Raw genomic sequence first — 13,025 nt, 5'->3', positions numbered from 1 at the left:
AATGCTGGCCTGTCACGCCGGAGGTCGCGGGTTCGAGTCCCGTCCGCTCCGCCAATTCTTGAAGGCCCCTGGTGAAAGCCAGGGGCTTTTCTTTTGGGCGCACGCCCGTCCCTGTTGGGGAGCGGCGCGAAGCGGGGTACACTGCCGGATTCGCCAATCGGGCCTTGATTTCTCCCATGCTGCAGAAACTTCGCGACAAGACCTCGGGCTGGATCGTTACCGTGATCCTGGGCCTGCTGATGATCCCGTTCCTGTTCGTGATCGACTCCAGCTATCTGGGCGGTGTCGGTGCGCAGAACGTGGCCAAGGTGGCCGCGCCGCCGACCTGGTGGCGCTCGGCGCCGTCGTGGTGGCCGATGTCGTTCCTGTGGCAGCACCATGAGATCAGCGCACAGGACTTCCGTACCCGCTTCGAACAGGCGCGCCAGCAGGCCCGCCAGCAGCAGGGCGAAAACTTCGACCCGCGCGAGTTCGAAAGCACCGAAAACAAGCTGACCGTGCTCGACCAGATGATCGACGAGCAGGTCGTGCGCCTGGCCGGCGAACAGTCCGGCATTGTCATCGGGGACGCCCTGGTGCGCGAGACCATCGCCTCCATCCCGGCCTTCGTCGGCGCCGACGGCAAGTTCAACCAGGACCAGTACCGCCTGGCGCTGAGCACCGGCAACCCGCCGCGCACGCCGGCCCAGTTCGAAGCGCTGGTGCGCGAGAACATCCAGCAGTCGGTCATTCCAACCGCGCTGCAGAACTCGGGCTTCGTCACCAGTGCCGAAGCCACGCGGATGATGAACATGCTGGGCGAAACCCGCGACGTGGAAATCGCCGCACTGCCGGAACTGCCGGCCGACACCGCCGACGTCACCGACGCACAGATCAAGCAGTGGTACGACAGCCACGGCAAGGATTTCCGCCAGCCGGAAACCGTGTCGCTGGAGTACGTCGAAATCAACGCGGCCAGCCTGCCCGCCGCCGCGCCGGCCGATGAGGCCGTACTGCGCAAGCGCTACGCCGACGAGAAGGCGCGCTTTGCCACGCCCGAAGCGCGCCAGGCCTCGCACATCCTGATCGCCGCCGACGGCAGCGATCCGGCCAAGCTCAAGGCCGCTGAAGAGAAGGCCACGGCGCTTGCTGCACAGGCCAAGGCACCGGGTGCCGATTTCGCTGCGTTGGCCAAGGCCAATTCGGACGACACCGGCTCCAAGGGCACCGGTGGCGACCTCGGCTGGGTCGAGCGTGGCGCCATGGTCAAGCCGTTCGAAGACGCGTTGTTCGCGATGAAGGCGGGCGAGGTCAGTGCACCGGTCAAGACCGAGTTCGGTTACCACGTGCTGCAGCTGCGCGAGATCAAGGGTGGCCAGGAGCGTCCGTTCGAAGAGGTGCGCGACCAGCTGGCCGCCGAACAGCTCAAGGCCGACACCGAAGGTGCGTTCTCCGAACTTAGTGGCCGCCTGGTTGATGAGGTCTACAAGAACCCGACCTCGCTCAAGAGCGCGGCCGACACGGTGAAGCTGCCGGTGCAGACCATCGGTCCGTTCAGCCGTGACACCGCCAGCGGGATCGCCGCCAACCCGGCGGTGCTGCGTGCCGCGTTCTCCGACGTTCTGATACAGGACGGCACCGTCAGCGACCCGATCACGCTCGCACCGGACCACAGCGTGCTGATCCGCGTCACCGACCACAGTGCTGAGCAGCCGTTGCCGCTGGACAAGGCGCGCGACCAGGTGATTGCCGCGATCCGCGCCGACCGGACCCGTCAGGCGTCGGAGAAGGCCGCTGACGCGCTGCTGGCCAAGCTCAAGGCCGGTCAGACCCTGCAGGCGCTGGCCGCTGAAGAAAAGCTGCAGCTCAGCCCGCTGCCGGGCCTGCCGCGCACCCAGCCGGTGCCGACCCCGGAAATCAACAAGGCGGTGTTTGCCGCTCCGGTGCCGGCCGAAGGCAAGCCGAGCTACGGCAAGGTCGCCGTGCAGGACCGCTACGTGGTCTTCGCGGTCAACAAGGTGAGCCCGCCGAACCTGGCCGAAGTGCCGGCCGAGCAGCAGAAGCAGTTCCGCGACCAGCTCGACCAGGTCGACGGCATGGCCGCCGCCAAGGACTTCGTCCAGGCCCTGCGCAAGAGCTACAAAGTGCAGGTGGAAGAAGCAAACCTGTAAGTATCGCGTATTGCCGGGCTCTGCCCGGCAAGCGCAAACAAAGAAGGCCCGGCAATGCCGGGCCTTCTGCGTTCGATGTTCCGGCCCTGCGTCCAGCGGTAGGGTCGCATCCCAATCGACCGCACGTGTATCGCCAACATCCGGTAGGGCATGACCCCAAACGGAGCTGGGCTCTAATCCTCAACGCGCAGCACAGCCCCCGGCTTCAACACACTGCTGCCACTGAGGTTGTTCAACGACATCAATGCCTTCAACGGCATCCCATAGCGCTTGGCGATCGTCCACGCCGACTCCCCATTGCGCACCGTATGCCGACGCGCACGCGGACGATCCGCACTGGCCACAGTCCGGCTGGCGGCCAGCGCATCCGCACGCGGGCTGACCGTATCGTTCACCGGCGCCTCGACCTGCGCCACCATCACCGAGGTATCGGCCGGTGCATGCGTCGCCGGGGCCAGTACCGTCACCTGGCCACTCGGACGTCCCTTGCCGCTGGCCAGGGCCGGATTGAGCCGGGCAATGCGGGCCGGATCCAGGGCGCGCTGTGCGGCCCACTGCTGCACGGTGGTGCCGGCCGGCAGGGTGTGTCCCTTCAGCACCGGCACGGTGCGATCCAGCGAGGCCATCACACCCGGCGAGGTTTCGGCGTCTTCCAGCACGCACGCCAGCGCGTGCAGCTTCTCCACGTACGAATAGGTGATCGGCGACAAGCCCGGCAGCGCCGCTGGCTGCGCGTTCTGGGCGTTCATGCCGGCCTTGCGCAGCGACTGCAGCACGCGGTACTCGCCGGCGTTGTAGGCCATGGTGGCCAGGCGCCAGTCGCCGCCGAACATGCCATGCAGGGTCTTGAGGTAGCGCACCGCTGCCTGGGTGGAATCGGCGGCGGACAGCCGGCCGTCGTAGCCCGCCGTCATCTGCACGCGGTGGTTCTTCGCCGTGCTGGCAATGAATTGCCACAGTCCGGCCGGGCCGCTGCCGTTGCGGGCATTGGGCCGGTAGCCGCTTTCCACGAACGGGATCAGCGCAAATTCGGTGGGCAGGTCGGCCTTGCGCAGTTCTTCGACCACGTAGCCGAACAGCACCAGCGCATCGTCATCCTGGTTCGCCAGGCGCGAGGGCGCATGGGCGAACTGCTTCTGCCAGCGCGGGCTGGTGGCCTCGGCATCGCAGGTGGGTTCAGCCAGGCCCTCGCGGAAACTGGCGAAGATGTCCTGGCCATTACGGACCGAGGCGGGGGGCAGGGCGGCAGCGTCCAGTGGCAGCTGCGAAAGCCCGGCCACGTTCTGCGACATCCCTGCACTCAACGACTGGGCGCCCGCGGTGCCGGCCAAAGCGATCGCCAGGCCGGCCGCGAGCGGCAACCATCGCCGACTCATGTTCGGAATCCGTCTTTCCAGCCCCGCAGACCCGCCAGGACATCGACTTCATCGGTGACGGGACGACCGAGGTGCTGGCTTACCGCGGCACGTACGGCGGGGGTATCGGTACGCAGGAACGGATTGCATTCCAGCTCGCTGGCCAGTGCAACCGGCAGCGTGGGGCGTTCATCGCGGCGCATGGCCAGGGCCTCCTCTTGGCGTCGCGCGAGCGCGGCGTTGGCGGGGTCGACATGCCGCGCGAAGACGGCATTTGTCACGGTGTACTCATGTCCGCAGCACATCAGCAGGTGCGGCGGCAGGGACGCCAGCTTCTTCAGGGATGCCAGAAGTTGGGGCGGCGTACCTTCGAACATGCGTCCACACCCCAGGCTGAACAGCGAATCGCCACTGAAAAGATGTTCAGCAGTGTGAAACGCGACATGCGAACGGGTGTGTCCGGGCACGGATACTACGTCGATCTCCAACCCCAATGCCTGAACGCGTTCACCTCCGGCGACCCGTTGGGTGGCCATGGGAATGCGCGGATCGTCCGGGGCCAGCACGGAAACCCCGGGATAGCGGGCCTGCAGCTCGGCCACACCGCCGATATGGTCATCGTGGTGGTGGGTCAGCAGAATCGTGTGCGGGCGCCAGTTCTGCTGCGTCGCCGCAGCCAGTACCGGGGAGGCCTGGCCGGGGTCGACCACGATCGCACGGCCGTCGTCGGCGACCAGCGCCCAGATGTAGTTGTCCGCGAATGCGGGTAGGGCAGTCAGTCGCATAGAATTGGACCATGCCCGCCGCGCCGAGCCTCCGTCAAGCTTCTGTCGCATCCTGGTTTGATACTGAACCGGCGCAAGTGCTGCGTGAACTGGAACGACAGACGCTGGAATCGGTGCTGGCCTCGCACCCGGTGACCCCATGGCTGTGGATCGCACCGACCCCGTCGTGGCATGAAGAAGCGGTAAGCCTGCCGGGGCAGGGTATGCGCCTCTACCGCACCGCGCGCGGCTACTCAGGCGATGTCACCTGCGCGCTCCCGCTGCCGTTCCCCAGCGAAAGCCTCAACGCCATCGTGCTGCAGCACGTGACCGCGCGCGACGCGGAGCAGCTGATCGCCGAATGCGAGCGGGTGCTGATGCCGGGCGGGCGGCTGTGGTTGTCCACGCTCAATCCGTTCAGCCCGTTCCGCCGCCAGTGGCGCCACCACGGCCTGGTGGTGCGCACCCCGCAGCGACTGCGGCACACCCTGGAGCAGGCCGGCCTGGCCTGCGACGCGCTGGACTGGCTGGGCCCGATGTGGCGCGATCGCGCACCGGGACAGCGCAGCGTTGCGGCGCTGCGCGCGGCCTGCCTGTTTACCGCCGAAAAACGCACCCTGGCCCTGCCAGGACCCAAGCCACTGCCGGTCCGCCGCTGGCACGGTACCGTGGCGACCTGATCTGGAGTTGTATTGAAAACCATTGAAATCCACACCGACGGTTCCTGCCTGGGCAACCCCGGTCCGGGCGGCTGGGCCGCGTTGATGCGCTACAAGGGCCACGAGCGCGAGCTCAGCGGCGGCGAAGCGCACACCACCAACAACCGGATGGAACTGATGGCGGCCATTTCCGGCTTGGAAGCGCTGACCGAGCCGTGCGAGATCGTGCTGTTCACCGATTCCCAGTACGTGCGCCAGGGCCTGACCCAGTGGCTGCCGGGCTGGATCCGCAAGAACTGGAAGACCGCCGGCGGCGATCCGGTCAAGAACCGCGACCTGTGGGAGCGCCTGCACGCGGCCACGCAGAAGCACAGCATCGACTGGCGCTGGGTAAAGGGGCATTCCGGCGACCCGGACAATGAGCGGGTGGACACGCTGGCGCGCGACGCCGCGATCCGTATCCGCGCCGGCGGCCCGGTACACTGAGCACATGCGTCAGATCATCCTCGACACCGAAACCACCGGCCTGGAATGGCGCAAGGGCAACCGCATCGTCGAAATCGGCTGTGTGGAACTGCTCGAGCGCCGCCCGAGCGGCAACAACTACCACCAGTACCTCAAGCCCGACTGCGAGTTCGAACAGGGCGCGCAGGAAGTCACCGGCCTGACCCTGGAGTTCCTGGCCGACAAGCCGGCGTTCGCGCAGGTCGCCGAGGAATTCCTGGCCTACATCGACGGCGCCGAGCTGATCATCCACAACGCTGCGTTCGACCTGGGCTTCCTGGATTACGAGCTGTCGTTGCTGGGCGACCAGTACGGGAAAATCACCGACCGCTGCACGGTCATCGATACCCTGAAGATGGCGCGCGAGCGTTATCCCGGCCAGCGCAATTCGCTGGATGCACTGTGCAAGCGGCTGGGCGTGGACAACGCGCACCGCCAGCTGCATGGCGGCCTGCTCGACGCCCAGATCCTGGGCGATGTGTACATCGCGCTGACCTCGGGCCAGGAGGAAATCGGCTTTGGGTCTGCCGACGATGTCCGTCCCGGCAGTGCACAGGCCCAGGCCTTCGACAGCAGCCGCCTGCTGCCGCGCCCGCGCGTGGTGGCCACCGCCTCGGAGCTGGAAGCGCACGAAGCGCGCCTGGCCAAACTGCGCAAGAAGGCCGGTCACGCGATCTGGGACGGCCCGAAGGCGGAAGAGGCCGTTGCGTAAGGGGGTCACGACCAACGGTCGTGACCCACGCCAATCAATGGCAACGCACAAGAATCGCCGTGATGTTGTCCGACCCACCGCCATCCAGCGCGGCCGCCACCAGCGTGTCCACGCATTCCTGCGCACTGGCGTCGTCGTAGGCCAGGGTGCGGGCGATGTCCCGGTCTTCGACCTCTTCGGTCAGCCCGTCGCTGCACAGCAGCAGCTGCATGCCCGGGCGTAGTTCGCCGGTGGTGGTGGCCACGTTCAGGTGCGCCGGGTCGGTCACTCCCAGCGCCTGGGTCACCACGTTGCGGTGCGGGTGGGCGCGGGCCTGTTCAGCGGTCAGGTTGCCCTGCGCGACCATTTCCTGGACGACGCTGTGGTCCTGGCTCAACTGGGCCAGGCTGCCGTCGCGCCACAGGTAGGCCCGGCTGTCGCCGACCCAGGCCACCTCATAGCGGTTGCCCTGCACGCGCGCGGCCACCACCGTGGTACCCATCGGCAGGCTGTCGTTGCGGCGGCGCGAGGTGCGGATGATTTCCTCGTCGGCGACCCGGATCGCGTGTGCCAGGGTGGCGCCCTGGCGGATCTCGCGCACGATGGTCTCGCGCGCCAGTGCGCTGGCCACCTCGCCACAGGCGTGCCCGCCCATGCCATCGGCCACCAGCCACAATGCCAGTTCGCCGTCCCCGTAGTAGGTATCCTCGTTGAGGTCACGGCGCAGGCCAGGGTGGGTCAGGTGTCCGAATTCGATCATGGTCGCGCGCAGGCCAGGGGAGTGTATTGCTGAGGGATAACGGCATGATCGCGGCCCTGCGGACATCCGGCAAGGCATCGATACAGAAGAAATTCATCGGCAGCTGCGGAATGGCTTGCCGTCGGCGCGTCGTCACCGTATTATTCGCTCCCCGGTTCGCCGGGGACCATCTGGAGAGGTGGCAGAGCGGTTGAATGTACCTGACTCGAAATCAGGCAGGCGTTTATAGCGCCTCGGGGGTTCGAATCCCCCCCTCTCCGCCAGATTAGATGAAGCGCCCGCCAGTCAAAGACTTGCGGGCGTTTTCATTTTGGGGCTCTTGGGCACTCGCTTGGACACTCTCATGCGATTGCCGAACTATCTTGTTGTCTCTTCCACTGGGGTCTATCACTTTCGTTGGAAGGTCCCCAAGCGCTTCCAAGGCCCGCTGGGCCTGAAGGTGGTGAAGCGCTCCCTTGGTACTCGTGATGCCCGTGTGGCGCATCTGCAAGCCCTTGTGCTCGCCTCCCGCTATGCTGTGGCCCTTCAAGGAGGGGATATGGCAAAGAGCGTGGATGAACTGCTCCGCAGCGCGCAGAAGGGGCAGGCTGACTTTGAAGTAGTAGCCGGTCCTCACGGCTACACAGTCAAAACGGACGGTTCGGCGCAGGACAACGCGGCGGCTTTGGAAACCGTCCGGTTGCTGAACGCGCAAGGGGTGGCCTCTGTTGGTGGTGCGCCGCTGTCCGCGTCCACTCGCATCGCCTTGGAGATGGCAGTCGAAAAATGGTCCAAGACGTTGACCAGCGGAGCCCGTAAAACGCCAGGTCAGAAGTTGGAAGCCGTGAACGCCTTTGTTGCGTGGAAGAACTCCACGCGTAAGCCCTCACCGGCGCGGGTGGCAATGGGCGATCTGTCCAAGACTGATTGCGCTGAGTGGGTTATCCACCTCAAACAGACACCAGCCGAGCGATCTGGTAAGCCGCTGACCGATGGTTACATTGAAACCAAAACGAGGTGGTTGTCTCTGTTTTTTGACTGGGCTATGGCTGCGGGCTACTACCCCAAGGGCGACAACATCGCCCGAGGCCACATCAAAGTCAGTAAGAAGGCCAAACGTTTGCAGTCCAAAAAGACCGGCTGGCAGGCCTTCGATCTGCCACAACTCAAAATTATTTTTAGCGCTACTGCGCTCAAGGCCATGAGGCGGCAGTCGTCGCGTTGGGTGGCCTTGATTGCTCTGTACACCGGGGCGCGCAGCAATGAGATCGCCCAGTTGGAACTGGACGACTTCAAGGTGGTGGATGGGATCAAGTGCATCCACATCACTACAGAGGGGCAAGACAAGAGCCTAAAGACCGAAGCCAGCGAGCGCATCATCCCGATCCACCCAGACTTGCTCCAACTCGGCTTGTGGGTCTTGGTTGAGCGGCTGCGCGGGGAGGGGGAAAGCAAGTTGTTCCCCAATCTGACGTTTGACGCTAAGAACGGCCCAGCCAATGGCCCACAGAAGGCATTCAGTCATCTGCTCAGTGACACTTTGAAAATATCCGCGCGCGGCGAAGGGCGGATTGGCCTCCACAGTTTTCGCAAGACAGTCATTCAGCGCATGCAGGATGGTTTGGTAGGCAAGGAGTACCGAGTCGCCTACGTTGGTCACGAAGGCGGGCGGGACGCTGATGACGATCATTCCGCGGTCTACGGTAAGAAGGTCTCTCCGGCAGCGCTGTCAGCGCAATGTTTTCCAGCCTTGGATTGGAGCGCAGCCGGGGTGATAAAGATCAACGCGCTGACTCCGCTGTTTTCTCCTGTCTAAAGCGCGGATGCGTGCGGGGCTCTGTCCCCGCCCGTTTTTATAATTCCATGCCAGCCCGGCAATCCCATCTGGGGCGCGCGCACCGGCTTCATTTCATTACGCCCCTCCGGGCTTGTATTTTATTTATTGGCTTTCCATGGTGCAGTAAAGCTTTACTACTAGAAAAACCTAGCTTTTCTAAAGTATTAGGTCGTTAGACTTAGGAGTGGATTTATCCACAATATTGCTTTTAGCTTTGGCTTGAGGGTGTTCACAGATGTTATTCGTTTTCCCACAGGGAAAACTCCCCAAGGGCAACGAACTTGTCTGTGAACGCCCGGAATGTGATTTCAAACCCACCCTACCGTAGCCCACAAGCAACACACGGTTTATCGGTGTTGCCAGCCCTGTGCGCGGAATAAACTCCGCCTTGAACCTGGTCAGGGCCAGTGCGTCGGGGGGAAATCGTCCAGCCCTTCGTACCTAGTTATGCAGTGCGCCGTGTTCAATAATCCCCGCCTTGCGCGACAGTCACGAATATTTGCGGCGTGGTTACTTGCCCCGTTTCTTCAGTATCCGATGGCCTATCGGCTGAGCAGAGAAGTGGGCGAGAAAGGGGCTTGATTTTTTTGCGTTCATTGCTACCTTGAATGAGTAGGAGCAACTGCTTGGGTATCGCAAAGTCTCTTTTTGCCTTACTCGCCATACGGTCTGTCAACCGTGTGGCCATATATTCAACATAATAAACCCCGCCTAATTGTCAAGCGGGGTTTATTTTTTTAATTATCAATCAGTCGCTATTGACATATCTCGTGGTGATGCTAGTTTGACCATGTCGGCTCAATTTGCCCCACGCGTGGGGCTTGAAATAGAAGAGTCAATGGCCGATAAAGTATCAAAATCAATTTCTTGATATTGATGCGGATGAAGAAGGGGCCGGAAACGGCCCCTTTTTCAATGGGCGAGTTCCCGTGTTTGAAGGGCGCACGGCGAAACCGTTGCGGCGCTTGGCTATCAGCCATTTTTTCGTCTCAGATCGTCACACGCCCGTGTACACGCCGAAACCCTTGCGGAGCAATGGTTTCAGGGTGATTTTTCAGAAAAATTGACACACGGCGTTAGAACACCTGCGGTGCGACATGTGCATATGTTCAGGACAGTCACCAACACACACCCAATATCTATCAGCCAGTGCGGCTTTGTTTTTATGACGCTCGGCGTCCACGCGCATCCGTCCGCAATACCCGCTCGTTCCATCGCTGCGCGTCCTTCCATGCACTGCGCCAAGCATCCGCACCTCTGGCGGCGTTCGTGCTGAGTCGGCACTACTGGGCGGTTTGGTACGTCATTCGCGAGCAGGAGTTTGGTCACCCAGACCCATTGCGCGCTTTCGTTTTTCTGTTTCAATTAAATTATGAAACAGAAATCACCTTCAACCATACATGCTTCAAACCATTTTCGGACGGTTATTCCGTCCGAGAATGGGGGGAGTGTGGACGGGGTGGAGCGAGAGCGTAACCCCATAAGGCCACACGGGGGCACAGCCCCCGCGCTCGTTTCAGATTATGAAACGGGCGGACGTGCGCACGATGTTCGCCCGTCACCCCTGTGTGACGGGTGGACGAGGAAGCACAAAGAAAAATTGGAACGGGATGAACAGTGGCACCGCCGGGAGGCCATTGCCACCGGTAAGCCGTGGACATTGGAAGCCGACAAGTACACGCGGAAGGTTCTGGCCGAGTGTCCGGAGCGCGCGCTAACGCCCGAAACGTCAGACGAGTACCGGCGCGTGTACACGCGATTGGTGCGCGAGGGAGTGACGGCGTGGGAGAAGGCGAACAGTGCGCAACATTGGAACAAGTTGCGAACGGCGTGCCGCTGGGCAATGGCCGAGGACGTGCGGGCGTGGCGCGCACTGTCTGAACAGGCGCGCAAATCCGGCGACGTGGCTAAGGCCCAACAGTGCACCGCAGAAGCGTGGAGATTGGCCGTTGCGCTTGATGACCAATTTTTGGCGGCGGGTCGAAAGGCCTGGGCGGCGAAGGCCCTCAAAATAAAAACGGAGGGCCGCAAGCCGGTGGACAAGTCCAAGCGCCTCAGTGGCGCGCCGACAGCGGACACCGCTGCTTGTGCGCTGTTGGACAGCAGACACCGTGGAACGAGGCTCCTAGAGCGGCACAGCGAGCGTCTGGCGCTGTTGGCGTTGACGGGATGCCGCCCGGCAGAGTTGATGGCCGGGGTTAGCGTGAAATTGTTGAGGGACAAGCATGGAAAGCCCAGCGGCATCGGTGTGGAAATAATTGGAGCGAAGGTGGACGCGTTACGGGGCCACGAAAAGCGCCGCTTGGCCTTCCCCCTGTCGGGCGGCGGTAAGGCTGTCCAAGGGCTTGCGCTGTTGTGTGCCGAGCGTGGCGGGCTCTACACGCTTGCCACGACGCCCGCCGACTACAGAAGCCTAAACCGTGCGTTGCAGGTGCAAGGCATGAGTTGCTACACGTTCCGCCATGCTGTCGGGAGCGATCTGAAAGCAGACATTTCGGACGGAAAGGCTACGCCGGAAACGGCTGCGAAAATTATGGGCCACCGTTCTACCGCTTCCCTCATGTCCTACGGTACGAAGCGGCGCGGCCGGGGTGGTCAGCGGCCTCGCGCCAGTGTGTCCGGCCCCGTGAAAAATGTGGCGGTAACCAAGGCCGCACGTACCAAAGCAAGGAAGCATGAAAAGGCTAAGAAATTAAAGGCAAAAGCGGCTTTGGTGGGGGCTTCGCCCACCCAGGTGCCTGCATCTGCACGGGCACCACAAACGCCGCTTGCCGCCGGTCTTCGGCCGCGCTACAAATAGAGGCTCAACTGAAAGCAGGGGGCAAATATGGCAGTCGATGCACCGTGGACTTGCGACCAATGCGGCCATCCTATCCTCAGCGTCGATGATGGCTGGGTAGAGTGGCTCAATGGACGAAACGGACCCGATGACATTCAGCGGAGTGCCCACCATCTCCGCCTTGTCCACCACCGACACGCATCCCCAAATGCGGACCGCAAAAGCGCGTGCTACCACGACGAGGACCAGTGGTTTGCCGCCAAGAGATACACGGTTGCCGACCTGCCGCTTTCCAGTTTTGTGGGTCCCGATGGCCTGATTACGCTCCTGTCGTTCCTAGCGGATAAGCGTTTCTCGGAAGAGAGCGAGGTTCTGGAACTGATCAAGCGCCTGCATGTGCCGAACTATGAAGCCGCACGCCATTATTTTGATGCCGCGATTGCTAACGGAGTGTTTGAGCCGCGCTCTGCGCCTTCCTACTACGACCAGAGAGAGATGCGCGCGGTATTGGATTGGGTGGAGGAACAGGAAGAGCAAGCCTAAGGCGAACCGCTCGACGGCTGGCTAGTACGCCAGCCGTCGGCCCAACAGTGGCGGACTCAAACTAAATTTGATCACCCCTTGGGCTCAAATTCATCCGTACCAGGGACGCGCCCAAAAGAACGTCCCGGATTACTCTTCGCCCAGTCACTGGCCTCCCGAAACGTCTTGAACGTTTTTTTTCTGGGCGTTGGACTGCTGCGCGTGGATCGCTGCTCTCGGAAGTGATCTCGATTAAATCCACCGATAATAGAGTCGAGATTGGCCCCTGCCCCGAAGGTGCGCTCAAAGTCGCCCATTACGCTCTCCGAATTCGTTTTAGTTGGACCTGCAACTAACGTAAATCCCATTCACAAGGCAGCGCGTTTGATATCCGCCGGGAGGCGTTATGGGTGCCACTTGAGGGGCAGTGTACTGCTGACTCTGCTGTAGCAACTGTTGGGTGCTGTTCTGTAGGGCTTGGTTGGAACGTTGGAGTTCTTGGCTATACAGTTGTGCTTGAGCCTGCTGGTACTGCATTTGCATGTGGTACATCTGCAACTGCTCGGCAGTCAGTGCGTCCCGGTAGCCTGTGTCATTGCCCTTCTTGTCGATACACATGACTCGGGTGGGCGAGAGGGCCCGGACCTGCTTGCAGGTCGCGTCCCCAGCCATGTAATAGTTGCCGTTGAAGAAGTTCGGCGCGGCACTTGTCGCACATCCGGCCAGAAGAAGGCAGGCCAGCCCGGTAATTGTCTTCATTGATCCCCCTGTGGGCGCGCCTACCTTGGCGCGTTGAGATTGTACAGGCTGAACGCGCGGAACCTGCATTGTGGCCTCGGGAACGGCGGTGGTATCGTGGCCCCTTCCTTGGACACCTTATGCGGGTGCCTCGGGCGTTAAGTCTTGCGCTGCAAGGGTTCTGGGAGTTGTGTGGCTTAGACTCCCCCCCTCTCCGCCCACAAACCAACAAATCCACCCCCAGGGGGGGCCGTTTTGGTGGGATGGGGGGGAGGGGGGGGTTGAAA

11 protein-coding genes and 1 tRNA gene are annotated in these 13,025 nt (G+C 62.4%); 8 read left to right on the top strand and 4 right to left on the bottom strand.

Going from position 1 to position 13,025, the window contains the following annotated elements:
* The first annotated feature begins 176 nt into the window (after positions 1-176).
* Positions 177-2,150, top strand: coding sequence for a peptidyl-prolyl cis-trans isomerase (locus RYM47_RS19335; RefSeq protein WP_315390123.1), 1,974 nt, complete (start codon positions 177-179; stop codon positions 2,148-2,150).
* Positions 2,151-2,323: 173 nt separating this feature from the next.
* On the opposite strand, the gene RYM47_RS19330 is transcribed toward RYM47_RS19335, so the two are convergent.
* Together RYM47_RS19330 and gloB are read right to left on the bottom strand one after the other, a co-directional pair.
* Positions 2,324-3,526 (bottom strand): transglycosylase SLT domain-containing protein, encoded by a 1,203-nt coding sequence (locus RYM47_RS19330; protein WP_315390122.1) that lies wholly within the window; start codon positions 3,524-3,526, stop codon positions 2,324-2,326.
* Positions 3,523-4,290: a hydroxyacylglutathione hydrolase gene (gene gloB, locus RYM47_RS19325; protein ID WP_315390120.1), complete on the bottom strand. Its 768-nt coding sequence runs from the start codon at positions 4,288-4,290 to the stop codon at positions 3,523-3,525. Before gloB ends, RYM47_RS19330 begins: the two co-directional genes overlap by 4 nt.
* Before the next feature lie 11 nt (positions 4,291-4,301).
* Here gloB and RYM47_RS19320 point away from each other — a divergent pair, with 11 nt between their 5' ends.
* The 3 genes from RYM47_RS19320 to dnaQ are packed head-to-tail and all read left to right on the top strand — an operon-like array spanning position 4,302 to position 6,144.
* Entirely contained in the window at positions 4,302-4,949 is a 648-nt protein-coding gene (locus RYM47_RS19320) for a methyltransferase domain-containing protein (protein ID WP_315390119.1), read from the top strand.
* 12 nt (positions 4,950-4,961) lie between these two features.
* On the top strand, positions 4,962-5,414 hold the full coding sequence (gene rnhA, locus RYM47_RS19315; RefSeq protein ID WP_070207964.1) for a ribonuclease HI: 453 nt from the start codon (positions 4,962-4,964) through the stop codon (positions 5,412-5,414).
* 4 nt (positions 5,415-5,418) lie between these two features.
* Positions 5,419-6,144 (top strand): DNA polymerase III subunit epsilon, encoded by a 726-nt coding sequence (gene dnaQ, locus RYM47_RS19310; RefSeq protein ID WP_315390116.1) that lies wholly within the window; start codon positions 5,419-5,421, stop codon positions 6,142-6,144.
* 34 nt (positions 6,145-6,178) lie between these two features.
* On the opposite strand, the gene RYM47_RS19305 is transcribed toward dnaQ, so the two are convergent.
* Entirely contained in the window at positions 6,179-6,883 is a 705-nt protein-coding gene (locus RYM47_RS19305; protein ID WP_315390115.1) for a protein phosphatase 2C domain-containing protein, read from the bottom strand.
* A 172-nt stretch (positions 6,884-7,055) separates the two neighbouring features.
* Here RYM47_RS19305 and RYM47_RS19300 point away from each other — a divergent pair.
* The 4 genes from RYM47_RS19300 to RYM47_RS19285 all read left to right on the top strand — a co-directional run bounded on the left by RYM47_RS19300 (position 7,056) and on the right by RYM47_RS19285 (position 12,021).
* Positions 7,056-7,146, top strand: a tRNA-Ser gene (locus tag RYM47_RS19300).
* An 80-nt stretch (positions 7,147-7,226) separates the two neighbouring features.
* Entirely contained in the window at positions 7,227-8,678 is a 1,452-nt protein-coding gene (locus RYM47_RS19295; protein ID WP_065427648.1) for a site-specific integrase, read from the top strand.
* 1,681 nt (positions 8,679-10,359) lie between these two features.
* A complete protein-coding gene (locus RYM47_RS19290; protein WP_315390113.1) occupies positions 10,360-11,499 on the top strand; it encodes a hypothetical protein in 1,140 nt (379 codons plus the stop codon).
* A gap of 27 nt (positions 11,500-11,526) precedes the next feature.
* Complete coding sequence (locus RYM47_RS19285; protein ID WP_315390111.1) at positions 11,527-12,021, top strand: hypothetical protein; 495 nt, start codon at positions 11,527-11,529, stop codon at positions 12,019-12,021.
* Positions 12,022-12,336: 315 nt separating this feature from the next.
* On the opposite strand, the gene RYM47_RS19280 is transcribed toward RYM47_RS19285, so the two are convergent.
* The gene (locus tag RYM47_RS19280) at positions 12,337-12,759 is read right to left on the bottom strand and encodes a hypothetical protein (RefSeq protein WP_099481671.1); all 423 of its coding nucleotides are present in this window, start codon (positions 12,757-12,759) and stop codon (positions 12,337-12,339) included.
* Between the last annotated feature and the right edge of the window lie 266 nt (positions 12,760-13,025).

Origin of the sequence: uncultured Stenotrophomonas sp. (assembly GCF_963519125.1) — a bacterium.
Lineage (GTDB): Bacteria > Pseudomonadota > Gammaproteobacteria > Xanthomonadales > Xanthomonadaceae > Stenotrophomonas.
This window is presented reverse-complemented; position numbering and strand designations above follow the sequence as displayed.

What these genes read in the sequence shown, in the direction of transcription:
- RYM47_RS19335 (WP_315390123.1), top strand. Translation starts at nt 177, where the DNA reads ATGCTGCAGAAACTTCGCGACAAGACCTCGGGCTGGATCGTTACCGTG.
- RYM47_RS19330 (WP_315390122.1), bottom strand. Translation starts at nt 3,526, where the DNA reads ATGAGTCGGCGATGGTTGCCGCTCGCGGCCGGCCTGGCGATCGCTTTG.
- gloB (WP_315390120.1), bottom strand. Translation starts at nt 4,290, where the DNA reads ATGCGACTGACTGCCCTACCCGCATTCGCGGACAACTACATCTGGGCG.
- RYM47_RS19320 (WP_315390119.1), top strand. Translation starts at nt 4,302, where the DNA reads ATGCCCGCCGCGCCGAGCCTCCGTCAAGCTTCTGTCGCATCCTGGTTT.
- dnaQ (WP_315390116.1), top strand. Translation starts at nt 5,419, where the DNA reads ATGCGTCAGATCATCCTCGACACCGAAACCACCGGCCTGGAATGGCGC.
- RYM47_RS19305 (WP_315390115.1), bottom strand. Translation starts at nt 6,883, where the DNA reads ATGATCGAATTCGGACACCTGACCCACCCTGGCCTGCGCCGTGACCTC.
- RYM47_RS19295 (WP_065427648.1), top strand. Translation starts at nt 7,227, where the DNA reads ATGCGATTGCCGAACTATCTTGTTGTCTCTTCCACTGGGGTCTATCAC.
- RYM47_RS19285 (WP_315390111.1), top strand. Translation starts at nt 11,527, where the DNA reads ATGGCAGTCGATGCACCGTGGACTTGCGACCAATGCGGCCATCCTATC.
- RYM47_RS19280 (WP_099481671.1), bottom strand. Translation starts at nt 12,759, where the DNA reads ATGAAGACAATTACCGGGCTGGCCTGCCTTCTTCTGGCCGGATGTGCG.